The 26,464-nt window shown below is 48.6% G+C and carries 23 protein-coding genes and 3 pseudogenes; all 26 read right to left on the bottom strand.

Annotated elements, in window-relative coordinates:
• Positions 1-89: 89 nt before the first annotated feature.
• Positions 90-1,343: pseudogene (locus ASL14_RS29380) on the bottom strand (multi-tm2 domain protein).
• Positions 1,344-1,430: 87 nt separating this feature from the next.
• Positions 1,431-1,898 (bottom strand): annotated as a pseudogene (locus ASL14_RS29375) (hypothetical protein).
• Complete coding sequence (locus ASL14_RS24120) at positions 1,895-2,527, bottom strand: RNA polymerase sigma factor (RefSeq protein ID WP_134913946.1); 633 nt, start codon at positions 2,525-2,527, stop codon at positions 1,895-1,897. Before ASL14_RS24120 ends, ASL14_RS29375 begins: the two are co-directional and overlap by 4 nt.
• A gap of 139 nt (positions 2,528-2,666) precedes the next feature.
• Positions 2,667-3,395, bottom strand: coding sequence for a DnaD domain protein (locus ASL14_RS24115; protein ID WP_134913944.1), 729 nt, complete (start codon positions 3,393-3,395; stop codon positions 2,667-2,669).
• Between the two features lie 3 nt (positions 3,396-3,398).
• A complete protein-coding gene (gene asnS, locus ASL14_RS24110; RefSeq protein ID WP_134913942.1) occupies positions 3,399-4,694 on the bottom strand; it encodes an asparagine--tRNA ligase in 1,296 nt (431 codons plus the stop codon).
• Between the two features lie 135 nt (positions 4,695-4,829).
• Positions 4,830-6,026, bottom strand: a complete 1,197-nt coding sequence (locus tag ASL14_RS24105) for an acetate/propionate family kinase (protein ID WP_134913940.1) — start codon at positions 6,024-6,026, stop codon at positions 4,830-4,832.
• On the bottom strand, positions 6,023-6,895 hold the full coding sequence (locus ASL14_RS24100; RefSeq protein ID WP_134913938.1) for a 3-hydroxyacyl-CoA dehydrogenase family protein: 873 nt from the start codon (positions 6,893-6,895) through the stop codon (positions 6,023-6,025). The genes ASL14_RS24105 and ASL14_RS24100 overlap by 4 nt, the downstream gene beginning before the upstream one ends.
• A 136-nt stretch (positions 6,896-7,031) precedes the next feature.
• A complete protein-coding gene (locus ASL14_RS24095) occupies positions 7,032-8,534 on the bottom strand; it encodes an AAA family ATPase (protein WP_134913936.1) in 1,503 nt (500 codons plus the stop codon).
• Complete coding sequence (locus ASL14_RS24090; RefSeq protein ID WP_044648438.1) at positions 8,527-9,060, bottom strand: hypothetical protein; 534 nt, start codon at positions 9,058-9,060, stop codon at positions 8,527-8,529. The genes ASL14_RS24095 and ASL14_RS24090 overlap by 8 nt, the downstream gene beginning before the upstream one ends.
• A gap of 613 nt (positions 9,061-9,673) precedes the next feature.
• Positions 9,674-10,456 carry a (S)-acetoin forming diacetyl reductase gene (locus tag ASL14_RS24085; protein WP_134913934.1) on the bottom strand — a complete coding sequence of 261 codons (783 nt, stop codon included), beginning with the start codon at positions 10,454-10,456 and terminating at the stop codon, positions 9,674-9,676.
• A gap of 634 nt (positions 10,457-11,090) precedes the next feature.
• A complete protein-coding gene (locus tag ASL14_RS24080) occupies positions 11,091-11,300 on the bottom strand; it encodes a hypothetical protein (RefSeq protein ID WP_134913932.1) in 210 nt (69 codons plus the stop codon).
• A gap of 34 nt (positions 11,301-11,334) precedes the next feature.
• Positions 11,335-11,859, bottom strand: a complete 525-nt coding sequence (locus ASL14_RS24075) for a cell wall elongation regulator TseB-like domain-containing protein (protein WP_134913930.1) — start codon at positions 11,857-11,859, stop codon at positions 11,335-11,337.
• A 37-nt stretch (positions 11,860-11,896) separates the two neighbouring features.
• Positions 11,897-13,198 carry an amidohydrolase gene (locus ASL14_RS24070; RefSeq protein ID WP_134913929.1) on the bottom strand — a complete coding sequence of 434 codons (1,302 nt, stop codon included), beginning with the start codon at positions 13,196-13,198 and terminating at the stop codon, positions 11,897-11,899.
• On the bottom strand, positions 13,185-13,838 hold the full coding sequence (locus ASL14_RS24065; protein ID WP_134913927.1) for a redox-sensing transcriptional repressor Rex: 654 nt from the start codon (positions 13,836-13,838) through the stop codon (positions 13,185-13,187). Before ASL14_RS24065 ends, ASL14_RS24070 begins: the two co-directional genes overlap by 14 nt.
• Positions 13,839-13,883: 45 nt before the next feature.
• Positions 13,884-16,750, bottom strand: a pseudogene (gene dinG, locus ASL14_RS24060) (ATP-dependent DNA helicase DinG).
• A gap of 158 nt (positions 16,751-16,908) precedes the next feature.
• Positions 16,909-17,541, bottom strand: a complete 633-nt coding sequence (locus ASL14_RS24055; protein ID WP_134913925.1) for a tetratricopeptide repeat protein — start codon at positions 17,539-17,541, stop codon at positions 16,909-16,911.
• Positions 17,542-17,623: 82 nt separating this feature from the next.
• Entirely contained in the window at positions 17,624-18,007 is a 384-nt protein-coding gene (gene panD, locus ASL14_RS24050; protein ID WP_134913923.1) for an aspartate 1-decarboxylase, read from the bottom strand.
• Positions 18,000-18,938 (bottom strand): pantoate--beta-alanine ligase, encoded by a 939-nt coding sequence (panC, locus tag ASL14_RS24045; RefSeq protein ID WP_134913921.1) that lies wholly within the window; start codon positions 18,936-18,938, stop codon positions 18,000-18,002. The genes panD and panC overlap by 8 nt, the downstream gene beginning before the upstream one ends.
• A complete protein-coding gene (gene panB / locus ASL14_RS24040; RefSeq protein ID WP_134913919.1) occupies positions 18,935-19,864 on the bottom strand; it encodes a 3-methyl-2-oxobutanoate hydroxymethyltransferase in 930 nt (309 codons plus the stop codon). Before panB ends, panC begins: the two co-directional genes overlap by 4 nt.
• A 336-nt stretch (positions 19,865-20,200) precedes the next feature.
• Entirely contained in the window at positions 20,201-21,181 is a 981-nt protein-coding gene (locus tag ASL14_RS24035) for a biotin--[acetyl-CoA-carboxylase] ligase (RefSeq protein WP_134913917.1), read from the bottom strand.
• Positions 21,174-22,496 carry a CCA tRNA nucleotidyltransferase gene (locus tag ASL14_RS24030; RefSeq protein WP_134913916.1) on the bottom strand — a complete coding sequence of 441 codons (1,323 nt, stop codon included), beginning with the start codon at positions 22,494-22,496 and terminating at the stop codon, positions 21,174-21,176. The genes ASL14_RS24035 and ASL14_RS24030 overlap by 8 nt, the downstream gene beginning before the upstream one ends.
• Positions 22,497-22,583: 87 nt before the next feature.
• Positions 22,584-23,747 (bottom strand): N-acetyl-alpha-D-glucosaminyl L-malate synthase BshA, encoded by a 1,164-nt coding sequence (gene bshA / locus ASL14_RS24025; RefSeq protein WP_134913914.1) that lies wholly within the window; start codon positions 23,745-23,747, stop codon positions 22,584-22,586.
• A gap of 130 nt (positions 23,748-23,877) precedes the next feature.
• Positions 23,878-24,570, bottom strand: a complete 693-nt coding sequence (gene bshB1, locus ASL14_RS24020) for a bacillithiol biosynthesis deacetylase BshB1 (RefSeq protein ID WP_134913912.1) — start codon at positions 24,568-24,570, stop codon at positions 23,878-23,880.
• Positions 24,567-25,004 carry a methylglyoxal synthase gene (gene mgsA, locus ASL14_RS24015; RefSeq protein WP_134913910.1) on the bottom strand — a complete coding sequence of 146 codons (438 nt, stop codon included), beginning with the start codon at positions 25,002-25,004 and terminating at the stop codon, positions 24,567-24,569. The genes bshB1 and mgsA overlap by 4 nt, the downstream gene beginning before the upstream one ends.
• A 58-nt stretch (positions 25,005-25,062) precedes the next feature.
• Positions 25,063-25,866, bottom strand: coding sequence for a 4-hydroxy-tetrahydrodipicolinate reductase (gene dapB / locus ASL14_RS24010; RefSeq protein WP_134913908.1), 804 nt, complete (start codon positions 25,864-25,866; stop codon positions 25,063-25,065).
• A 30-nt stretch (positions 25,867-25,896) separates the two neighbouring features.
• Positions 25,897-26,415 (bottom strand): tetratricopeptide repeat protein, encoded by a 519-nt coding sequence (locus tag ASL14_RS24005; RefSeq protein WP_134913906.1) that lies wholly within the window; start codon positions 26,413-26,415, stop codon positions 25,897-25,899.
• Positions 26,416-26,464: the final 49 nt, after the last annotated feature.

Here is a 26,464-nt window from a genome sequence, read left to right as displayed (position 1 = left end):
CAAATATACCTGTAGAGCCTCCTGTATCGCTATGAGGATGATGGACTCCCTTAAAGGGAGCCTCACTCTTTGAAAATTCAGTATCCATTCTATTTCTTCTCCTTTACCCGTTTAGATTTGGAATTACCGATCATCATCCAAATACCACCGCCAATCAATAATAAGGATACGATAATCGTCCGTAGATACATGTCAACCAAATTATAAATCTCTCCGTTCGGAAACAGACGATCCAGAGTAGGAACTAGTACGTTGATTAAGATATAATAGGCACCCAGCAATAGCAACCCCAAGCCTACCCAGCGGTGATATTGTGCAAACATACCGATCACAGGCTTGTCGATCAGCGGCTCCCGTCCATAACGGCTTACTTGCTGCAATGCATCAAAAAAACTGTAAAACCAGACCACCGGAATCAGGAACAAAAGAGTGAAAGATACAGCACGTCCAGTACATAGATGCCTCCTAAAAACAGAAGCATGAGCTGGAGTCCACGCTTTTGCAACCGATATACATATGTCCGGCACCGGGAAATACCGATAAAATGGTAGCCAGCATTTTACTTCGGCGTCCCTCGAGTTTTCCATGCTCTATTTCCTCAAACAAAGTCCGGTCCTGAAGAATTTCTCCAGCTTGTTTGCGATGTACATGCTGCACCGCATCAAACATGCAATACAGCCAAATGATCGGCAACACGCCCCAAAGGCCAAAATCCGGATTCGTTTGTAATGCTAGTAATAAAGACGAGGATCGCTCCAAAGCCAAAGAAGGATAGCAGAAAGACAAGCCACGCTGCATCAAACCTAGATGAAGATGTCCCAATCCAGGAATGAACGAGAGCAAATCGTAAAAAAGCGTTCATTGTCCGATCCTTTTGAAAAGCAGGTGATCCTGCCATACCATAGTGTCCTTGTTGATAATGGTTATAGGCCGGGCCATATCCCATTCCTGCTTCCGGCGCATCCGTATCTGCGTGTGTTGCCTCCTCCGGTACTCTCCTGTTAAACCAGCCTGTCCATAAGGTCCACTTTGCGAGTAAAAACCATATGGATTGGGCCCTGCATGAGGGGGTATGGAGCAGCGACTGCACGAGGATCATAACGCAACAAGCTAATAATGATATGCAGCGTGCTGAGTCCCCAGAAAAGGACGGCAACAAACATACTGGCCAATAAAGGCATTTCGTCACTTGATACCACTGAAAAAAATAATCCTCCGCCAGACATCCGAAAAACAAATGGTGTATACAAACGCATTGGCTTTTCTGGTCCAGTAATAGTGTCCCACACCGGGAATAATGTTCAACAGAAATGCAGGAGCTTGCTTCGTTCCGTATAAGGCACCGCTACACTTCCTTTCTAATCTTGGGATTTGATAAAATCCTCATCTGGAGGTTTGAATTAAACCTTTTTCTGTCACTTTAATTTATTTTAGGGCTTTAATTTGTCCAGCCAGCTTGTCGTAGCCCGCATGACCTCTTCACTGTAAGAGACGCGTTCTTTCGGAGGAACAGGCTTACCGCCGGTTTGCGGCATCATTTTGTCAAAAGCACCACTGGACAGCAAGATCAACGTCAGGCTTGCTGCAACAACGTAGTGAAACACAGGCTTTTCAAACCAACGACGTTTTTTGAAATCACTTGACTCGCTTCTGCTTCCATATCGGGAAGAGCAGCCATTACCTGATCTGTGAAGCGCTCCGTATCCATCCAGGCGAACAATCGTCCAATGTTGATTCTAACTGCTCCAGTGCGGCAAGATATAAACCAGCACCTGTTCATCTTCCAGCAGAAGCTTTTCCAGCCGTTCAGATTCCTTTGTCGTGCAAGCTCCTGTAATATAGGCGTGCCAGTCATTCATCTGCCCTTCAGTCCACGGTTTATCATGTTGGTCAGTCATTGCCATTCCTCCTCCTTCCAGTGATTTCGAATCCACTGCCGTGCCCGGTAGAGTCTGGACTCCACCGTTTTTAAGGCTACCTGCATCTCTTCTGCAATTTGGTCATATGTTTTGCCCTGCATATAATAGGCCTGGATAATATCCCGATGCTGCTGGGGCAGTTGGGCAATTTTTTGCGATAGTTCCACATTTCGTTCCTCGCGGATCAGACGGACCAGCACATCCTCATCCCGGGAAGGGAGCTGTACGAGGGTTTCTGTCACATCTATAAGCTCTGCGGGCCGCCTGTCCTGTTTGCGCTTGATATCCAGCGCCTTGTGGAGCGCAATTCGGGTCAGCCACGTTTTAAAACCTTCGTTCCGGTACTGGGGGAGAGACTTGTACACCTGAACGAATGCCTCCTGCGCGGCATCTTCTGCTTCCTTGCTGTCATGCAGTACCGAATAGGCGACATGAAATACATGCTTGCTGTACAACTCTACGATCTCACGGAACGCCTGCCGGTCACCGGACCGTATTCGTTCAATGATTCTCTCTATATCAATGATGCTCTCCCCCTTCCCAATACTATAGACGCCGGAGAATTTTCCTCCCCTGCATATTTCTAAAAAAATATTTAAAAAGGACACACCCTCCTGTTGGAGTGGTGTGTCCTTTATCGCTAAAGCTGCTGTATGCTAGAATATTTTACTTACATACGTTTAGCTTTTAGTTACTTTAACCAAGCATATAAATCTTTCTGGTGCCTGAAAACCTCGGTCTATCGCTTTAGTTGCGTCCGCCGCCACGGAAACGCTGAGCGTATTCCTTTGCATCTTGTGCATTACGGACACGGTTGCGGCTCCACTCCAGCAAAATGCGGTCAATATACCGGAAATGTACCTTCCCTGCAAACACCGCTTCCTTCAAAGCGAGCAAAATCAGCTCCTCGGGATAACGATCCTGATCCACCCAACTGGTGATCGTCTCGTATTCCATCGGTGACAACGGTCGGCCGAATTCCTTCTCGAAAATCGTAAACAAATTCCGTTCCTCTGAAGGTGAAGATTCCGATATACCATTTAGCACATCCGGTTTCCCAGCAAACAAAATATCATCGTCATCGTACTGCTCCGTGCGCTCGGGTATCATACATTCCGCCAACTTACGGTACATCCCCGTTAGATTGTAGCGTTCGAATTGAACGGACGAGTTGCGGTCCTCCACAGTATCAATCCGCAGAAAACCTTCCTTCATCAGCTTGCTGAAATGGAGCGCAATTTCGTTCGCTGTACATCCGATACGGGTCTGCAATTGCTCCCAGGTTGGAAATTCATTGCGTTCGGCTTGTTTAAAAGCAAGCAACTGCATAAGCAGAAGCATTTCGCCATCCGTCAGCCGAAGCGTCTGGTAATGCTTGAGCAGGGCATAGGGAATCTGGACCATTCCGGCTTCCATAGCAAAGGCTACTCCCTCCGCCCACTCTGCCGCTGATGTCTTGTCGAATGATCCGGTCATTGGTTACGGATACAGACGATACAGCATACGTGGGAACGGAATCGTTTCACGTACATGATCGAGTCCACAAATCCATGCTACCGTACGCTCCAGTCCCAGTCCAAAGCCGGAATGCGGAACGGTGCCGTAGGTGCGCAGATCCATATACCATTGGTAAGCTTCACGCGCCAGGTTATGCTCGTTAAAACGCTCTTCCATCAAGGCCGGATCATCAATCCGTTGGGAACCCCCGATAATTTCGCCATAGCCTTCAGGAGCGATCATATCGGCGCACAGTACAACCTCTGGACGAGTTGGATCAGGCTTCATATAAAATGCCTTAATGTGAGTCGGCCAATGTGTAATGAACACTGGCTTGTTATATCTCTCAGCAATAGCCGTTTCATGCGGAGCGCCAAAGTCCTCGCCCCACGGGATATCGAATCCTTCACCTTGAAGGAAAGCAATCGCCTCATCATACGTAATGCGCGGGAATTCTCCCTGAATTTGCTCCAGCTTCGAAACATCGCGTCCGATCGTTTCAAGCTCTTTTGAACAATTTTTCAGCACTGATTGTACGATATGACTCACAAACTGCTCCTGTACGCGCAAAGATTCCTCATGATCTACAAAAGCCATCTCCGGCTCGATCATCCAGAACTCAATCAGGTGACGACGTGTTTTAGACTTTTCCGCACGGAAGGTTGGACCAAACGAGTATACCTTGCCAAGCGCCATGGCTGCCGCTTCCATATACAACTGTCCGCTTTGTGTCAGATAAGCATCCTCGTCAAAATATTTGATATGGAACAGCTCTGTTGTGCCTTCTGCGGAAGAAGGGGTCAAAATTGGCGGGTCCACCTTTGTGAAGCCATTGCCGTTAAAAAATTCCTGTACCGCACGGATAATTTCCGCCCGTACGATCAGAACCGCGCGTTGCTTGGCGGAACGCAACCACAGGTGACGGTGATCCATCAGGAAATCTACACCGTGTTCTTTTGGCGTGATCGGGTAGTTTTCTGTCAAATGAATGATTTCAATGCCCGTTACCGTTAATTCAAAGCCGGATTGGCTACGCGGTTCTTCGCGCACAACTCCGGTAACATACAAAGAGCTTTCTTGTGTCAAGGATTTGGCATCATTCCAAATGTCCTCGGACACCTCGCTTTTCACGATAACCCCTTGAATATATCCGGTACCATCGCGCAGTTGCAGGAACTGGATTTTACCGCTAGATCGTTTATTATTTACCCAAGCGCCGATTGTAACCGTTTCCCCTACATGGCGGCCCACTAGGGCAATCGTACTTTTATTCGTCATGACCGTCTCTCTCCTCTTAACCGAAAATCAAACAGCCCTTCCCCCTGGGTCAGGCTGTTTGCTCTCGCTGTTTGGTACATACGGAACCTATTTAAGTGATAGCCCGTATGCATAAAGTTTAAACTTCGGGTCGAACTACTGAACCAGACGGTACGTGTCGCGGGCAATAACCAGCTCTTCGTTCGTCGGAACGATCAATACATCAACCTTCGAATTTGCTGTTGTAATCCGGCGAGGCTCGCCAGAACGAATAGCGTTCAACGATTCATCCAGCTCGATACCGAGGAATGTCAGTTGCTCCAACACTCTCTTACGCAGAACGACGGAGTTTTCGCCTACACCTGCCGTGAATACGATCACGTCTACCCCATTCATTGCCGCGGCATACGAACCAATGTATTTGCGCAGACGGTATTCATACATTTCAAATGCCAATGTAGAATTAGCTTCGCCTTTTTCCATACCTTCCGTGATTTCACGCATATCACTGCTGATACCGGAAATAGCTAAAAGTCCACTGTGCTTGTTCAGCATGGAGTTGACTTCATTGACGGTCAATTCTTGTTTGTTCATCACATAAGGCACGATTGCCGGGTCCAAATCACCACTACGTGTCCCCATCATAAGTCCTTCCAGTGGAGTCATACCCATGGAAGTATCTACGGACAAACCGCCTTGAACCGCTGTTACACTACCACCGTTACCGATGTGACAAGTGATGATTTTCAACTCTTCCAAAGGACGACCGACGAATTTGGCAGCTTCTTTGCTTACATAATCATGGGAAGTACCGTGTGCGCCGTAGCGACGAACCTTGTACTTATTGTACAACACTCTTGGAATGGCGTACATATAAGCTTTTTCAGGCATGGTTTGATGGAACGAGGTATCAAATACAACAACCTGCGGTACATCAGGCATATTCAATTCAGCCGCTTTAATACCCATCATAGAGGCCGGGTTATGCAATGGCGCAAGGTCGAACAAGCGGCGGATTTCACTCTTCGCTTCAGGCGTTACAACCGCTGACTGCTTGAAAATTTCTCCTCCATGAACAACGCGGTGTCCCACAGCCTGAATTTCATTAGTGCTGGAGATTACACCATGTTCCGCATCTGTGAGTGCATTCAGCACTTTACGGATCGCTGTAGTATGCTCCAGAATTTCGCTAACCTCAGTGTATTCTTCTTTGTTGGTTGGCTTATGCGTCAGGATGGATGAATCCATACCGATGCGCTCGACCAATCCTTTTGCCAGAACGGACTCGTCCGTCATATCATACAGCTGGTATTTCAGGGAAGAACTCCCTGCATTAATTACGAGAATTTTCATACCCGGTCACCATCCTTGTCGTACTTAAAGAAGCCTTCGCCCGATTTCACGCCCAGATTACCTGCACGCACCATTTTCTTCAGGACGATGGACGGACGATATTTCAATTCGCCGAATTCACGGAACATGCGCTCCAGAGCAGCCAAAACGGAATCCAGACCAAAGCGGTCAGCCATTTCCAAAGGACCGCTTTGGAAGCTGTAGCCGATTCGCATAGCATCGTCGATATCTTCAGCGGAAGCTACGCCCTCTTGGAGAACGTGAGCTGCTTCATTAATCAGCAGGCAAATGATACGGCTTGTTACAAAGCCCGGGGATTCATAAATCATAACCCCTTTTTTCTCCACTACTTCTTCAACAAACATTTTTGTGTTTTCAAACGTTTCGTCCGAAGTTTTCAAGCCACGAATAATTTCCACAAGATCAATGCGGGATACTGGATAGATAAAGTGCATACCAATAACACGCTCAGGATACTTGGTCGAGCTGGCAAGCTCGGTCAGGCTCAGCGTGGATGTATTACTTGCAAGAATAATGTTGTTTGGACACACATAGTCCAGTTCTTGGAAAACAGCTTTCTTCTCGTCCAGATTTTCTGTAATGGTTTCAATGACCATGTCACAGCTTCCAAGCTCAGCCAAATGGGAAACTTTCTGGATTCGGGATAAAATCAATTTTTTCTCCGCTTGTGTGATAGCCCATTTTTCCAGTTGCTTGTCCAGACTCGTTTCAATCATATTGTAGGCGTAGTCTAGTTTCTCTGGTGTCTGCTCTACCAACAGCACATCAATTCCTTTGGACGCGAGCATTTCAGAAATACCCTGTCCCATGGTGCCGCCGCCGATGACGCCGATTTTTTTAAATTGCATGGTTCTTTACTCCACCCTTTCCTGGTCACTCTCTTATATTGTATCCTTCTTTGTCGAAAAATACATGTTTATGTCCCAATAGCTAATAATATCTTAGCACGGACTAAAAGTAAAAAAAAATAACCAGCATAAAAAATTATGCTGGTAATAGAGCATTTTCACTAAATTGACATCTAAATTGATCCCCAGACAGGGTTTCTTCCTTCATAAGTATGTCAAGAGAGTTGTCGAACACTGGACGATGCTTTTCGAGCAGCTCCAAAGTACGGTTATGGAGGTCGTCCATAATCTCACCATTTTCGCGCATGAGCTCTTCTTTCGTTACCATTTCCATGTTAATAATGCCGAGTGAAGTCAAACCGGAAGTCATCATCGTATGAACAATGTTCAACGCCTGCTCAAAATCGTTGCTAGAGCCTGTACTGCGACCGCCATAGTACATTTCTTCCGCCGTAGCCCCCGCGAGCGAGATCATGATCTGCTCCTCCAGGAACTGCTTGGTATACAAATAATGCTCTTGCTGTGGATTGTGCCGCACATAGCCGAGCGCTTTCCCACGCGGGCTGAGCGCTACCTGGCTGACACTGCCCGGACGAACGATTTCAGCCATAATAGCATGTCCCAGTTCATGAATCGCTACACGTTTTTTCTCTTCCAGCGTGGATTCACGATCCGTTTTCTCACCCATCATCACCTTGTCAATCGCCATCGACAGATGCTTTTGCGCAATCATTTCCTGTTCCTGTCTCATCGCATAGATTGCCGCTTCGTTCATGACACTTTCCAGCTGTGCACCGGAAAACCCGTAGGATTCCTCAGCAATTTTGTCCAGATTCGCATCTTCCTGAATCGGTTTGTTTTTGGCATGGATTTTAAGAATATGAAGACGGCCCTTCTTATCAGGCAAATCCACTTGAATATGACGGTCAAAACGCCCCGGGCGCGTTAAGGCGCTGTCCAGCATTTCTTTACGGTTTGTAGCCGCAATGATCAAAATGCGCGGAGTATCTGCTGAATAGATGCCATCCATTTCAGTCAGCAACTGATTCAAGGTTTGGTCATATTCACGTTGCTGTCCACCCTCACGCTTGCCGCCAATCACGTCGATCTCGTCAATAAAAATAATAGCATTTTCCTTCTTTTCCTTGGCTGCACGAGTGCGGGCCTCCCGAAACAGCTCACGGACACGGCCTGCACCAACACCTACGTACATTTCAACAAACTCACTGCCTGCAGCGGCAACAAATATAGAATTGGTATAGTGCGCAGCTGCCTTCGCCATCAGTGTTTTCCCGGTTCCCGGAGGGCCTGTAAGCAAAACACCTTTTAATGGACGAATGCCAAACTTGGAAATTTCATCATGCCGATTCAAAAAATCCAGCGCTTCGCGCAGCTCCTGCTTGGCGCTTTCTTGCCCACCGATTTCCTCAAAAGTCAGCTTGTCCGGGCCATTCTTTTTGCGTTTACGTTCTTGCCCGGCCCCTACAGCCAAGCCTCCACGTGCATGCATGAGCATTAACAAGCCGCTAAGCATCACGCCTGCAATCAGAAGGGGGATGATATTCACCCCGATAAAAATGAGAAATATAATGGTCACCGGCACAATGCCGATTAGTGCTTCCTTGATCCATCTAGGCATTAGGCCATACCCCCATTTGCTGAGATTGACGTGGCAAAACGATAAACTTGGTCGCTTTGCCTTCGCTGAGTCGGATATAGACGTTGTTTGAATCCATATCGGTATCGGCCTCGATACCGGTTTTTTTCTTTTTCATCTGCTCGACGGTAGATGAAATTTGGGTGTATTTTTTATTTTCCATCGCTTCCGCTACCGGAAACATGGCCTCAGACCACCACTGGTTCAACGCTGGATTGGAATGATCCGCAATTTCCAGCTTAACTGTACGGCTGCCAATGATGGACTGTCCTTTTTGCTTAACTACATTGACCAATCCGGCGACATCTGCCTGCGGTTTGAGATCCAGATTCAAAACAACCTGATCCGGTTTAATATCTATTTGAGCGCTTGTGACGCCGGGATATTGGGAAACCAGTTTTTCCAGAGGACTCTGCATTGTAAACTGACGGTAAATAAACCATCCTCCAAACAACAGCGATGCTGCCAGAACCGCTGCAACAACGATAGGAACTGCACGTAATTTCAAATAACATCCTCCTCTCAAAATGTAAAACACAGAAGAAACGGGACGAATGTCAACACATAAACCAGACTGCATGATCTACAGGATCAGCAGGTCTTTTTCTATCATTTTTGTCTATCACTTATAAATTATAGTATATCATAACGTATATCTAATATCGAAGGCAATGTGTGGGGGAGTTGTGAGTGGGCAAAATCTTTGGTTATGGTGGTGGGAGACGCTGCGTGAATGATTTGATCTTACGATCGCTGTTGCCGCCGGATTTTTTTCGATCAGATTCTTATGGGGAAAATCCGGCGGCAAAGGCGAACGCTATCGCTTCTTCAGATTCAAATCCTCCACTCCGCTACTGCACAGCCATAAAGATGAATTTGCCTTAGGAGGGAAGTTGGGTAGGTAAAGATGCTTAGCTGGCTTTCAGCCAAGCTTCGCAGAGTGGCAGTGAAAAAAGACGTAAATACGAAATTTATCGTATTTACGTCTTTTTTTGTTTTGTTATTTAGTTTTTTTAGGCGTAAACAAAGATTTTCGATAGCAATTAGATCTCATACTGTAAGCTAACCTTACACTGTATATAGAGGATTGATTATTACCTCATAGTACAACCTTTAAAGCTTTAAAGGAACATCATCCCGCCGTCGATCAGAGGGGATTGTCCTGTCATGTAATCGGAATCGGGGCCTGCCAGGAAGGATACGAAGGCGGATACGTCTTCTGGTGTAGACAGACGGCCAAGGGCAATTTTGCTGCCGAATTCCTTGGTTGCATCCCCTGTTGCTTCGCCTTTGGATGCCGTAATTTCTTTATCGATACCGCTCCACATTGGCGTTTGTACAATGCCGGGACAGTATGCGTTTGCTGTAATACCGTATTGGGCATATTCCTGAGCAGCGGTTTGTGTCAGAGCACGAACCGCAAATTTGGTCGCGGAGTAAATACCGAGATTGGCATTACCAACATGGCCTGCCTGAGAAGAGGCATTGATGATTTTACCACCATGACCCAGTTCCTTGAATTTGGCGGCTGCCGCCTGAATGCCCCAAAGCACACTGGTCACATTGATGTGGAACAGCTTATCAAAATCAGCCAGCGTAACATCCTCCAATAGCTTGGCGGGAGCAATCCCAGCATTATTTACAATGACATCAAAGCCACCGAGCTTCACAGATGCTTCCTTTACAGCCGCAAAAACCTGATCCCGGTCGGAAACATCGACTTTAAGGGCAAGCGAGCGCCCTCCTGCCTTTGTAATCTCACCAGCAACACTTTGCGCCGTTTCTTCATTTAAATCTACAACTGCCACTGCGAAGCCGTCTTGGCTCAGGCGTAAAGCAATAGCCCGTCCAATCCCTTGACCTCCACCCGTTACTAATGCAACTTTCCCATCCACTTTTCCCATGTCCATGAATCTCCTTTTTGTACAAGTAGTCATGATAACATAGCCACAAAATTATGGGTTACGTTAGTCTGCACCTATAATTAAACCATTATAAGGAAAAATTATTATGATCTATGTAATAGACTTCATATTTAACCTGTTTAAGGGAAATTCAAGTGATAGTTGAGCTTGAAAGATACGTGCGGAGTCACTGCGCAGGCGGATGGTGCTTCCCATCGCTGTTGCCCCCGGATTTCTAGAATGAGCACACATGGGTAGAAATCCGGGGAGGTGATGCTTTCGAAGCGAGCTTTCCTACGGAAAGCTTTTAAAACGAATACTACCGCTTGTACAGCACCATTCCGCCTACTCCGTTTTTATGTACATTTTCGAGTTCTGCTTATATAACATTTTTTAAGTTAAACACAATCAGTCATTCCATGATAAACACTTACCCAACAAAAAAAGCTAAAAAAGACGTAAATACGAATAAACCGCATTTGCGTCTTTTTTTAGCTTTCAACCATTCTAACTAGCCATTCTTTTTATAAGACAATGTCTTCATCTTTTTTAGTAAAAACGATTTTCCAGTTCGTACAGAATTAGTTTGGTGTAAAACCCAAAACGGAAATAAGCGCAGCGGCGTCCGTGCCCCCTACCCCCAACTCCCCTCCCATAAAAAGAGTGGTGTTTGGAGTGACTCCATAGCGGTCAGCCAGCGGAGTGGGCCATTTGAATCTGAAGAAGCGAAGCGTTCGCCTTTGCCGCCGGATTTTCCCCATAAGAATCTAATCGAAAAAAATCCGGCGGCAACAGCGATCGTAAGATCAAATGGACTACGCAGCGCTCCTAGCGTCCCTAACACTCCCAAACCACCATCAGCCAGTCCTCACATCACTCTAGTAATTGGGCAAAGTATACTTTACCCCCACCGATCCCCCATCCGAGAAGCGATAAAAGGTATAGTAATGATGACTGCCGTCATCATAAAACAGCTGCCACACATATTGACCGTTAAACACACTCGGCTGAAGACTCACAATATCTGCACCCGGAAGCTGCTGCTGGATCATCGCCGTCATTTTTTGCTCGTCGACTCCGTTTTTCAGTAGCTCGGTATGAACACCACTATTATCTGTGACAGGTACATTCGGTTGGCCCTCCACTTTTTGAAAAGGAACCCACACCATAATATTTTCGTTCTGAGCATTTTTCCCTTGAACTACCCAGTATACCTGATCCCACACCGACTTCCACGTCTGCGTCGTGCTGACCAGACCACCCGATTGCTTGGCCTTTACGATAGCGGCATTTCTCTCGGTCACCTGGTCTTGAGTAACGTAGGAATAATACCAGAAAATGCTGACCAGGACCAGTATGACGGCCAGAATGGCGACCGCTATCCATTTTTTCTTGTTTTTCAAACCTGTGCTTCCTCTCTAAGGGGATGTGACACCTGAATTAGCGCGACAGCAGCCCTTCAAAGGCGGCTTGGGCCTCATGCTTGATACGTTCCTCATCCATAGTCAGGCACTCACCGTTTTTCACAACCTGACGACCGTCTACCCATACATGAGCCACGTCTTTGGCGCTTGCAGAGTATACGGCATGGGAAATGAGATCCGTACGCGGCAGGAAATGCGCCTGATTCAGATCGAGCGCGATAAAGTCTGCCTTGTTGCCTGCTGCCAGCGCTCCTACCTCTTTCAAGCCAATCGACTTCGCTCCGTACTCCGTTGCCAGACGCAACGCCTCACCCGCAGGAACTGCGGTTGGGTCGCCAGATACTCCCTTGTGAATGAGTGCAGCCAGACGCATTTCCTCAAACATATCCAGGTTATTGTTACTCGCGGGACCATCTGTTCCGAGAGAGACAGTAACGCCTGCACGCAGCAGGTCAGGCACTCTTGCCACACCACTTGCGAGCTTCAAGTTGCTGCCCGGATTATGCGAAACCGCTACACCACGTTCAGCCAGCAAAGCTATTTCTTCGTCATTCAAATGAACGCCATGGGCAACAAGCGATGGACGGGAGAAAAAGCCCAGCTTATCCAGATGTGCAACCGGACGCAAGCCGTAATCGCGTACGTTTTGCTCTACTTCGGCAATCGTTTCGGACATATGCGTATGCAACGGCAAGTCCAGATCATGCGCTGCCTGTACGAATTTTTCGATAAACGCAGGCGGGCACGTATACGGCGCATGCGGAGACATCATGGTCGTAATGCGACCGTCTGCTTTTCCATGCCAATTACGCGCAAAGGTCACAGCCTCAGCCAGCTTGATCCGCTGTTCTTCCTCCGAACATAGTCCAATCGCTCCACGCATCAGACTGGCACGGATGCCGGACTCTTCAGCTACACGAGCCACCTCATCCATATGATCGTACATATCCAAAAAGGTTGTTGTACCACCTTTCAGCATTTCCAGCACGGACAAGGACGTACCCCAGTACACATCCGTAGACGTAAACTTGGCTTCCATCGGCCACATTTTTTCCTGTAACCATACTTGGAGAGCCAGATCGTCCCCATACCCACGTAGCAAAGACATCGCCGCATGACCATGTGTATTAATCAGGCCAGGTAAAAACAGCAGCCCGTTACCGTCAATCGCGTCCGTCTCTTCCTCACCCGCTGGCAAAGTCTCACCAATGTAGGTGATGCGGCTATCCTCCACGATCATATAGCCGTGGATTACCCCGGCTTCCGGTCTGTTCACGGCAAAGGAGCCGTTTTTAATCATCCATTTATTCGCTGTCATGTTGCGTATCTTCCTTTCCGTCCTCCAAATAATAAGCAAGGCTTAACAAATCCGTTGTAAAATCTGTGGCATGTACCCGAATGTTTGCCGGTGTCTTGAGAGTAGTGGGTGCAAAGTTCAAAATTGCTCCAATCCCACTCTCAATGAGCCTGTCAGCGACGTGCTGTGCTTCAAAATCCGGTACGGTAATAATCCCGATCCGAATGTTTTGTTCCTTCACGGTCGCTTCCAGTTCATCCATCGGCTGTACGACCAGCGTATTGATCCTGGTTCCAACTTTATCTGGAACAGCATCAAATACCGCTACAATTTTCATATTGTCTTTTAAATAAGCATTATAATTCGAAAGGGCTTGCCCCAGATTACCTGCTCCGACCAATACCACGTTAATTTGCTGGTCGATTTTCAGGATATGGCGTATTTTCTCGATAAGATAAGTAACATCATAGCCGATACCCTTACGGCCAAAATCTCCAAAATACGCGAGATCCTTTCGAATTTGAGCCGGATTCAGATCCAGTCTTTGTCCCAGCTCCTGGGAAGAGACCGTAGACACCTCCCGTTTGTGCAGTGCATTCAGATAACGTAAATATACGGGTAACCTCCGTACGACAGCCTCTGAAATTTTATCTGATTTCATACTTGCTCCCCCTAATTGTAACGGACACATTTAGATGTCCGTCCGTTATGCCTCTGTCTCCGGGGCGGATTGGAGCCATTCGGCGATGCGGGGCACCATTTGCTCCGTCGGCATATGCTCCATTTTTGGTCCCGGTAATGAGTACAAAAAATGCTTCCCGTAATAGGATTCGATCACACGCGTATCGTAAACGATAACGACCCCGTGGTCGCTCGCCGTACGTACCAAACGTCCAAATCCCTGTTTGAAGCGAATGACAGCCTGTGGAACAGACAGCTTCATAAAAGGATTTTTCTTCTGCTGCTGGAGCAGCTCACTTTTAGCCTCCAGCAGCGGGTGATTGGGCGGTTGGAACGGCAAGCGGACGATAGCCAGACACGTCAGCGCCTTGCCCGGAATATCGACGCCTTCCCAAAAGCTGCTGGTTCCCAGCAACACAGAAGCTTTCGCTTCCTGAAAACGTCGGGTCAGCTTGCTGCGGCTCCCACTGTCCACGCCCTGCCCCAGCACGGTGATATCGCTGGAAGACAACGCCTCCTTAAGCGGCTCATACACCTGCCGGAGCATACGGTAGGAGGTAAAGAGAACGAGCATTCTCCCCCGCGTCGCTTGAGCAGTCGCGCCTAGCGAGCTGACGAGCATATCTACAAAATGCTCATCTCCTACACTGCCCTTCACGCTCGGGAAATCTCTTGGAATGACTAGCAGCACCTGATCCCTGTAGTTAAAGGGTGACGGGAGCTGCGTAGTCATCAGCCGTCCTTGATCTGCGGCCTCCTGCAAGCCGAGCTGATCGGTCATGTACTGAAACGACTTATCCACCGATAAGGTAGCAGATGTCAGAATAATGCTTCTTTTTTGTCAAAAAACATTTCTTTCAGCTGGCGGCTCACATCGACGGGCACCGCATAAAATTGCAGCGACTTGCTGCGGAATTGCCCGCTCGCTTCAAGCCAGTATACGGTCGTTTCATCATCCAGCCGCATGAAAAAGCGCAAGCTTTCCCTAATGCCTGCCAAATCCTTGAGCAGCCCCGTAATATCCGTAATGAGGCTGTCAGCCGCATAATCGTCATGTTCTTCCTTCACATCGAGCATCAGCTTGTCGCCCTTGCGCAAAATTTCGCTCATCGTTACATAAAGCTGATTTTCCAGCGCAGCCGCCTGATCCCACTTGGCAGGCTTGGCCGATGGCTTGAGACGGGAAGAAAACTGCCCTGTTTCGCCCGGTGTCGCATCACTTCGCTCCGGCAGCATGCCAAACAGCTTGTCGCTCAGCAAATCCCAAGTCTCCTTGACCTCCAGCACGAGCGGATACAACTGGTCGATGGTAGAGGCCCAATCCGTCGACTTCTCATGCCCCGACTTTGCCAACTGCTGACGCAGCGAAGGCAATTGTCCGTTCTTGCTGTCCTTGAACAACCGGGTCAGCGTATGCACGAGTGTGAAATATTTCATATGCATGCCCAGATGCTTACCAGCAACTTCCTCCAGGTGATGGGCTTCATCAATCACCAGATGCTCATAGCTCGGCAATAGCTGATGACTTGCTTTTACGTCCGTGAACAGCTTGGAGTGATTCGTAATAACCACATCCGATATTCCCGCCTCATGGCGCGCACGATGATAAAAGCATTTGCGGAACCACGGACATGAACGACCAAGACAGGACTCGGAATCACTGGCCACCGTTTCCCAAAAATCTCCGCCACGATTACTCAGATTAAGTTCTTCATCATCGCCGGTTTCCGTCAACGTCAGCCAGACGATCATCTGGGCGGCTGTAATTAAATCTTCCTTCGGCGTTGCGAAGTCTCTTCTGTTTATTTTATGTTCAAACTTACGCAGACACAAATAATGTCCCCGGCCCTTAAAAATGGCAGCCCGGAACGGGAACGGGATCACCTTGGTCAGCATCGGAATATCACGCTCGCGTAATTGCTCCTGCAGGTTGATCGTATGCGTACTTACCATGACTCGCTGTCCATTTTTCACACTGTGATACAGCGAAGGGAGCAAATAACCAAGGGACTTGCCTGTCCCCGTACCCGCCTCGATCAACAGGTGCTTGTCTTCACTCAGCGCCTGATTCACACCCTCAATCATTTGCGTCTGCGCTTCGCGCTCCTCATATTGGCTCAAGGATGAACGTAAATTGTCCCGCACATCATCCATGTATTCCTCAAAGGAAATACCTGCCAGCGGATTGGGGTCGTCCTCTCTGCGAGGGGCATTTAGCTCCGTCCAATCCTCCACCTTCAGTGCAAGCTGACGAAAAAACTGATGACCCTCCAAATCCTGAATAGGATCATGTTCTTTGTCTTCACGCACCCCGTCCAAAAACCATCCGAGGTCACTGTCTTCCTCTGCGAACAAATCACTGAGCCGCTGTATCGTAATCAAAGGCAGCGCGTGAAGCTCATCCAGACATTTTAAAAACACCTCAGCCGTAGCCAACGCGTCGCTGTCTGCTTGATGAGGTCGGTCATGCGCCAGCCCAAATTCGGAAGAAACAAAACCCAGCTGATAGGAAGATAGCGATGGAAACATGATTTTCAGAAAATCCATCGTATCCAAAATCCTGCCGGTAAACGGCAAGTATCCGCACCGATCCAAAGCGCTTTGCAAAAAATTAAAATCAAACGCCACATTATGACCGACCAGCACAACATCGTCCAGCATAGGTACAAGCTCCATCATCATCTCTTCGAGCGCAGGAGCATCCTTGACGTCATCGTCTGTAATCCCGGTCAACCCGGTAATAAAAGGCGGAATGGATCTGCCAGGGTTCACATAAGAACCATAAACACGGGAAATGCTGTTATCATGATCTATAATTGCAAGTCCGACTTGAATGATGTCATCCGCGGACTGGGTGCCTGTCGTTTCAAAATCCAATACCGCAAATTTCATTCGGGCTTAATCCTTTCTTTTGACACATACAAAAAATAATAACTCTGTATAACAGCATAGCAGAAGATCGCCTGTTTGGAAATTAAGACAGCCAAAAAAGACGATGCACACGCCGCCTGGGGAGGTGGGTATGCATCGTCTCGCTCGGTGTCTGACAACTATAGCCATGTCATCATGGAGCTGTCGTACCGAAGCATTCCGGCACCGGACAAACAGGCTTCCATATTGTGCAACGGCTCGGGCAAAGCAGGATCGAACTGATGCGCGAGAGCAAAACATTTTTGCGCCTCCTCTACATCAGCCTGCTTCGCCATAAGACAGCCCAGCGCATTATAAATGACCGCTTTCAGCCCAGGCTGGTCTGTCAGGTGCAGCACCTTCTGAAAATGGCGTACAGCCTCCGCTGTGTCCTCCAGTTGGAAATACGCCATCCCCATATACATCTGGCTTTGCCAACTGTTCGGAAAATGCTGTAGCACCTGTTCAAATTGGCGGATGGCCTCAGGATACATGAGCAGTCGGTAATATCCTTGACCCCGAGTAAAAGCTGGCAGCTCCTTTTCAGGCAGCTCAGCGTCAGACATACCAGACTCCGCGGAAAAACCTGCAGCACGCAGGCGAACCATTTTTTCCTCAAAGGCCAGCCATTCATCCATAATTCCGTCACTCATTCTCCGCAGCAAACTCCAGTGCTGTAGCAACTCCTGCCTGCGGGAGCCCTGGGCTGATGGGTAATGCTTCACGATATCATCTAACATGCTGTTCATTTCTGCGAATACATGCTGGAACATGTGCATCCCGCCCTTACGAAAGATGGATTAATACACTCACATTTTTCGCTTAAAGGACGGGTTTCATCCGCACTCCCATTCATTACATGATCGTGGCGTGTACTTCCTTGTTCGCCTTTTGGGCAGGTTTGTTATGTTCATCGACGAATACAACGGTCGGTTTGTATGTTTTGGCCTCTTCATTCGACATGGAAGCGTAGGAAATAATAATGACCGTATCACCAGGCTGCACCAAACGCGCTGCTGCGCCGTTGAGACAAATCACACCGCTACCACGCGGTCCGGGGATAACGTAAGTTTCCAGCCGGGCTCCATTGTTATTGTTCACAATTTGAACCTTTTCATTCTCCAGCAGATCGGAAGTCTCCATCAGATCCTCATCAATAGTAATACTACCCACATAGTTAAGGTTGGCTTCGGTAACCGTTGCCCGGTGAATTTTGGATTTCATCATCGTTCTAAACATGGGAAAGCACCTCCGCCTTCTGTATTCTCATATTATCAATCAGTCGAGTGTTCCCAAACTTTACAGCCAGCGCTACAATGATGTCTTCTTCGACATCACTTAGTCGCTGCTTGGGAAGAAGGGGCTCCAGACTTGGAAAGGTTAAGATTTCAATGTAGTCAATGTCAGCCAATGGTGAGGAGGTAATCGTAGTCTCCACCATTTGGTATAACTGACGGATCGTAAACGTATTCTGCACATCATCTTCGCTCACTTCACGCACCTTGCGCAGTGACTGTGACAGCACCAACGCCTGCTCCCGCTGTTCCGCGCTCAAATACACATTACGCGAGCTAAGGGCCAAACCGTCGGCCTCTCTGACGATAGGACAAGGAACGATGGTCACGTTCATATTGAGGTCGTTCACCATCTGCTGGAGCACCGCTACCTGCTGCGCATCCTTCATGCCGAAGAAGGCCAGATCAGGACCTATCATGTTAAAAAGCTTGGCAACTACGGTGGTCACACCATCAAAATGTCCCGGACGGGAAGCGCCACATAACCGATCCGTCAAAGCAGATACGCTTATTTTCGTACGGGTTGGCTGTGGATACATTTCTGCTACAGTTGGTAAAAATACGATATCCACACCTTCACGCCGCGCCACCTCTAAATCACGCGCTTCATCGCGAGGGTAGCTATCGAGATCCTCGTTAGGTCCGAATTGAATCGGGTTTACAAAAATGCTAAGTACCACCGTATCTGCCATTTCACGCGCCTTGTGCATCAAGCTCGCATGGCCTTCATGTAAATACCCCATCGTCGGCACAAAGCCGACTGTATGTGGCCGTATAGCAGCGGAACCTTGTTCCGCTTTTGCTCCGTCTGCGCCGAGCTGTCGGCGTTCAGCAATGGCCTGCCGCAGTTGAGCCACTTCTCTTACGATAATCATGACCGGGATTCCACCTTTTCCTTAGCTTGTTCCTCTTGTTCTTCTTGTTCCTGCACTTGCGCCTTTTCCTGACCTTTCTTATGGCCGTAGAGAGCCTCTACAACACTGTCGTCGGCGCTGAACACATGCTCTTCAGCCGGGAAGGCCCGCCCCTTCACATCGCTCACATACTGCTCAATGCTACTACGGATCAAGCCGCCGACATCGGCATAGGTTTTGACAAAACGTTTGCTGTAATAAGGCGATGCATATTGAATCAGGTCGTGATAAACAAGCACCTGACCGTCACATCCGCGTCCTGCGCCAATACCGATGGTCGGAATGGACAGTTCTTTGGAAATTGCCGCTGCCACTTCCTCGGTCACCAACTCCAGCACGATGCCAAAGGCACCCGCCTGCTCCAGCGCCTTGGCGTCTGCCATTAGACGCCGTGCGTCCGCTTCGTCCTTGCCTTGAATGCGGTAGCCGCCAAGCTGATTGACCGACTGCGGTGTAAGGCCGATATGGCCCAGCACGGGTACACCTGCCTGAACAGTCGCTTTTACGACGTCGGCAATTTCTGCGCCGCCCTCCAATTTGATAGCATGCACATGTCCTTCCTGCATCAGACGGCGGATGCCCTGGAGGCTTTCCGATACGCTGCCATGATATGTCATAAACGGCATGTCCGCTACAATAAACGTATGCTCCGCGCCTCTCGCTACTGCTCGGGAATGATACACGATATCATCCAGTGTTACGGGAATGGTCGAATCATAGCCGAGAACGACGTTGCCCAGCGAGTCACCCACGAGAATCATATCAATTCCCGCCTCCTCGGCTATTTTAGCCGATGGATAATCGTAGGCGGTCAGCATACTGAGCGGAATGCCCTCCTGCTTCATTTTTTTCATTTTCACAATGTTCAGTGCGTGCTTTCCTGCCATGGTACATGGCTCCCTTCCATCTTTTTTGGCACAAAAATAACCTTTTATGAACGCCTGTACATTTGCGTCATCAAAAGGTCCGAACAGCCAAAAAAGACACTCATTTTGAGATCGTCCCTTCTGTCTCGGTCCTGTTCGGCTCAGAGCAGAATCCAACGTAACCTTCAAATGAAGTTATGATGGTCTAACTTGCTTGCAGTGGTGGAGCATGTGCCCCGGAGTGCAGCTCGGACCGTCCGATGCCGCCTCCTGCACAGTATAACAAAAAACATCAGCTTTTTCACGTGAAGTTTTGCATAGAAAAAGAACAATTGTAGTCGCTATGCTCAGCTAAGGCTACACCTGCAATTGTATATCACCGGAAACGACCTGTATTCGCTCTCCTTGCTTCGTTTCAACCACTAGCGCACCGGAAGGGTCCAAACCGACGGCTGTACCTTCCACCACACTCCCTTGTCCCGTATGTGCCCGCACGAAGCGATTCATCGTCACGGATAGCGCCTCCCACAGCATAGCTATAGGCTTAAAACCCTGATCCGCATATAACGCACATAGCTGCTCCATCTCTTCCAGCACGGCAGCAATCAGTGCAGTACGATCGGTTTCGCGACCAGCCTCTATTTTCAGGGATGTCCCCAACCGTGACAGCTCCTCCGGGTAATCCTCTGTATTTAAATTAACATCAATGCCGATACCTGCAATACAGTAGCGGACCCGTTGATCCTCTGTTGCAGATTCCAGCAGAATACCGCACACTTTGCGACCATGAACAAGCAGATCATTCGGCCACTTGATGCCAGCTTCCACACCCGTCAACCGACGAATGGCTCTGCATACCGCTACGCCTGTAAGCAGCGTTAACTGTGGAGTGAAGGCCAAGGGCTGGCTTGGTCGCAACACAATGCTCATCCAGATTCCTTTGCCCCGAGGTGAAAACCACTTTCGGCCCAAACGTCCCCGGCCCGCCGTCTGTTCCTCCGCCAGAACTACCGTCCCCTGCGGTGCACCCTCTTCTGCCAGACGCATCGCATCCTGCTGGGTAGAGACCGTCGAGTCCAGCACAACTATACGTTGTCCGAACGATTGGGTATTTAGCATATATGCCAGTTTAGAGACTTCCAGTCGATCGGGTCGGGACACAATCCGATAACCCCTACGCGAGGAAGCTTCAATATTGTAGCCCAGCTCACGCAGCTTGTTGATCTGCTTCCATATGGCCGTACGGCTAACCGAAAGGCGACGGCTGATTTCCTCCCCGGATACGTAATCGGATGAATCTTCCTCCAGTATGCCTAATAGTCTTTCATGATTATTCACTACTCATCACCCGTTTCGCTTCTTGAAGCAATGCTTCTAATTCATTTGGAATATCTCCGCAGGCGGCAGCCAGCAAAAGTCGTTCCATCGTCTGACCCAGCCAAGGACCACCCGGTCGATTCATCGCCTGAACCAGTTCATTTCCAGTAATATTTAAATCTTTGATACGAACGACTGCGGTTTGCTTCGTCCACGCTTCCGCCAGTTCAGCCATTCTCGCTACATGCTTTTCTGACTGTGGGGGTAATCCACGAAACGAAGCAGGCAATGACTTATAAAGCTGTAGCCAGTCAGACGAGATATCCCGTCCCCATTTAATTAACAGTCGAATCCAGCTACGGCGTAACGCCTCATCGTTGATTCCTTCACCTTCCACCGAAGTGGAACTGTCTGCTATCGAAACAGCACTGTCCGTTAACACACGCTCCCATTCCAACAGATGCACCAACCGTAAGCGTACACCGTTGGAGAAAGTCCATGCTCTTAACAACTCGTCCGCTGCCTCTGAGGTAAGTCTGCAAGACAGCAACAGTAACCCCCACCGCAGTTCTTCCGGCAGTTGTACCATTCCACTGAGCGCCCGAGTTTCGCATTGCTCCCAGGGAACCGGAACCTTCGTACACGCGAGCAAGCCGCTTCGACCCAGCAATTCCAGTCCACGCAAAGGGTCCGGCCCGGCCAGCATCTTTTCCAGCTCAACACGCACACGTTCCATCGCAATGTAACGAAGTCCCTCTTTACGACGGATCATGCCTTTCCATGTGTTATAGGCTATACGGAACCGGAATACGGAAGCAAAACGAATGCAACGTAGCATTCGCAGCCCATCCTCCTCAAATCGTTCCTCAGCTCGTCCTACACAACGAACAATAGCGGCACGCAAATCGACTTCCCCTCCGAACGGGTCCACCGTTTCCCCATGTTCATTCATGGCAATCGCGTTCATCGTGAAATCCCGCCGCATCAGGTCTTCGCGGATATCCTTCACGAAAGCGACTTCTGCCGGACGGCGATGGTCAGCATAACCGCTTTCTGTCCGAAAAGTAGTCACCTCGAACGGATGCCCACCCTGCATCACCGTAACCGTCCCATGCTGAATCCCAGTCGGAATGACATGGGGGAACAGTGCTATGACCTGTTCAGGTTCAGCCGATGTGGTCATATCCATATCATGAATAGCTCGGCCTAATAATTCATCCCGCACACAACCGCCGACCCAGTAAGCCTCGTAGCCGGCTGTGGTTAGTATATGTATGACTTCCTTGCCATGAAGAGCCATCTCTGGGTCAGCATATTGCCAAGTGTTTATTTTCACAGGGTTTCCCCCTTTGCTTATAAAGTTTTCAAAAAGACTTATTATACAAATGGCTTATCATAAAAAAACGGACGCGAGTCCGCCTCCTTAAACGCTGATCGGTTTAAGATCCGGCACCTCGCGTCCCAACACACGGTAATATATTTCTTCATATTGACGGGTAATCAGCGTATCACAGAATACGGTACGAGCCCGCACCAGACAGGCTTCACGAAAACGCTCTGCCATCGCTTCGTCCGATAACAGCTGCACCGCATATTCCGCCATCCTCTCGGTATTGCCGATTTCAGCAAGATAACCTGTACTTCCGTGAACAACCAGCTCAGGCACGCCTCCTGCCTCGGAACCAATCGTTGGTACTCCACAAGCCATCGCTTCCAGTGCAACCAGTCCAAAGCTTTCTTTTTCCGATGGAAGCAGCAGCACATCCGCCATGGAAATCACTTCAGCGATCTGATCCTGCTTGCCCAAAAAGAATACCTTATCCTGCAAGCCCAAGCTTTCGATTTTGCAGCGAATTTTCGGAAGGTCGGGTCCTTCTCCAACCAGCAGTAGCTTTGCAGGTATTTTGCGTTGCACTCTTTCAAATATATCTAGCACGTCTCCCACTCTTTTGACAGGACGGAAGTTTGAAATGTGCATCATAATTTTTTCATTAGGCAGGGCAAAATCTCTCCGTAACGCAGCTGCATCCCGCGGATAATACACTCGTTTATCCACAAAATTGTAGGTCAAATCAATAGGGCGTGTAATCTCCAGCGCATCTATCGTCTCGCGAATCAAATCCTTGGAAACCGCTGTTACAGCGTCACTTTTGTTGATTGCCAGCCGGATTAGATCCTTCAACGATTCATCCTGCGCCAACACCGTAATGTCTGTGCCGTGAAGCGTTGTTACCACTTTGAGATGGTCGCCCACCATTTCCTTTGCCAAATAAGCACATACCGCATGCGGTACAGCATAGTGAACATGGAGTACATCCAAATTTTTCATTTGTGCGACCTGAGCCATTTTGGTCGCCAGCGACAGATCATAAGGCGGATATCTGAACACGTAATAGTCGTTAACCTCTACCTCATGATAAAAAATATTTTTCTGGAATTTCCCGCCTAATCTGAACGGAATGCTGTTGGCAATAAAATGGACCTCATGCCCTTTTTCGGCAAGCAGCTTGCCCAGCTCTGTAGCCACTACGCCGGAACCGCCCAACGACGGATAGCAGGTAATTCCGATTTTCAATTTGTCATTCAAGTTAAGCTGCCCCCTTCCGTCCACCGATGATGACTTTTCAATGTTGGTACCACACCAATCAGTGCGCATATATAACCGTTACACGAACGGATTCAGTTTATCGTTTATGTGTCAGGATTTTTATAATCCCTTATGTGAATAGCTTAACCAGATGAGGCGTTTTGGACGCAAAGCCCTCTGCATACGAAATCAGCTTACGCTGACCCAACAGCGAATCCCGGGCTTTTACACGCTCAACATATCCCTGGTTTAATGGCGTGGATACCGTGTCTTTACCCGGTGCAGCCTGAAATTGGGAAGCATAGCTTAGTAATGCCTGCTCCTTGGCTTCAACATGCTCCGTAATGTCCACAATCATATCCGTTCTGCCGATATCGTTAATGAAATAAAAATATAACTGTTCCACCAGCACCGCAGGCTGTTCCGGCATAAATCGACGTAGCTTGGCGTTAAACACCGCTTCCTCCACCAGCTTGCTGCACATGACATGATCGGGGTGCCGATCCTCCCAGTAGGGAGCAAATACGATTTTCGGCGCATGACGCCGAATTTCCGCGGTCACTGCGGCTATATTCTCCGGTGTAACATACAAACCTCGATCAGGCAGTCCCAAATTTGTCCGTGCAGCAAGACCCAGCACTTTTGAAGCATCTTCGGCTTCTGCCATACGGGTATCTACATCGCCATTGGATGACATTTCAGCACGCGTCAAATCACATACGCCCACCTTTAAACCAGCGGCTGCATGCTTAGCAATCGTGCCTCCCATACCAATCTCAGCATCATCGGCATGAGCTCCAAAAATCAATATGTCCAGTGTCATTTTATATCATCCTGCTGATCAATGCCTGGTTTATATTTATGTACCAGCTCACGCCAAGCAAAATCGCCCCGATCCAGCGCCTTGACCAATATTTCAGCAGTCGCAACATTGGTCGCCAAAGGAATACCCTGCACGTCACACAGACGCAGCAGTGCACTAATATCCGGCTCATGCGGCTGTGCCATTAGCGGATCACGCAGGAAGATAATCAGATCCATATCATTTTGCGCGACCATGGCCCCGATCTGCTGGTCACCTCCGAGCGGCCCTGACATAAAGCGGTGAATTTGAAGCTTCGTTTGCTCCATAATGCGCAGACCCGTTGTACCTGTTGAATACAATTGATGTCCTGTAAAAACATGCTCATACGCGGTTATAAAGTTAACCATTTCATCTTTTTTGCGGTCATGCGCTATAAATGCAATCTTGAACATTCCAAATTCCCCCTGCCTCATTCTATAATTCCGTTCGTCATTTCATTCGCGTTATTTCTTAATCAATGTAATGCTCAAAACCGTATACAAGTCCGGGTTGCTCCATTACCTTTTGAATGCCGATTTTGACGCCGGGCATGTAGCCTGCCCGTTCGTAGGAATCCTGACGAATTTTGAGGGATTGTCCAAATCCTCCGAAAATAACTTCCTGCTGTGCGAATACACCGGGAAGACGGACACTGTGGATACGGAACCCTTGGTAGTAGCCGCCGCGTGATCCTTCGAGCGTTTCTTCCTCCTCCGGGTTCCCTTGACGCAACTCCTGTCGCTGCTCAGCGATGAGTTCTGCGGTCTTAATTGCCGTTCCCGATGGCGCGTCCAATTTCTGGTCGCCATGATATTCGATAATCTCCAGATGAGGGAAGTATTTAGCAGCCTGAGCCGCAAACCGCATCAACAAAATAACTCCTATTGAAAAGTTAGGCGCAATCAGACCGCCAATTTGCTGTTCCCGGCACTGCTTGTCCAGTTCGTCAATCTGTTCCGGTGTAAATCCTGTTGTCCCAATAACTGGACGAACGCCATGTTTGATCGCAAGCGCTGTATGTGCGTACGCAAAACGAGGACCTGTAAAATCGACCATCACATCCGGGCGACTATCCAGCAAAGCCTGCTCCACATCCTCCACAATAGCAACGCCCGCTTCTGGAAGTCCGACGAGAAGGCCGGCATCACTGCCGGCGTTCGTTCTGTTTACTGCGGCTACCAGCCGAAGTTCTTCATCCTGGAGAACCAATTTGACAACCTCACGGCCCATACGCCCGGCTGCTCCAACGACAACCACCTTTATTTGCTCTGGCATATCTTACAACTCCTTACGCATCAATTCGTGCTAGATCTGTTCATTCATTTGCTGGCATAACTTCTTCATGAGATTGGCAAGCTGTTCATTGTGAGGAAACAAAGCGGCCGCCTCACGAGCAGCCTGCACAGCCAGCTTATATTCATTCATTTCAGCATAAACCAATGCAAGCAGCATAAAAGCGTCACCACATAGCGGATCAAGGGCAATTGCCCGTTCCAGCAGCAGGATTGCATCTCTGCGCACCTGTGGCGTAGCTTTATCGACATCCAGCATCTTTCTGGCTTTCTCCGTCTGCTGTCTGGCCTCCAACGTATGCAAATGCAGCACATATTCATCCTGCTGCGGGGCCAGACGAACCGCATCGCCCGCATAAGCAAGCGCCTGCTCTATCCGCCCGCTGCGGGCATAGGTGACCGAACAGCGGAAATAATGCTCCGCATGATCAGGCTGAGCGGAAATTGCTTTTTCGAACCATTCCACGGCCTGCTCAAAATCGTTCTTTAAAATACACTGATAAGCTTTCTGAACGTATTCCTCTGCCTTCATGACACCGCACCTCCGGGTAACCGGTTTGGTACAGCATATGTACAAAACG

The organism is Paenibacillus sp. IHB B 3084, assembly GCF_001447315.1.
Classification (GTDB): domain Bacteria; phylum Bacillota; class Bacilli; order Paenibacillales; family Paenibacillaceae; genus Paenibacillus.
Note: the sequence above shows the minus strand (reverse complement) of the source record. Positions and strands in the feature narration are given on the sequence as shown.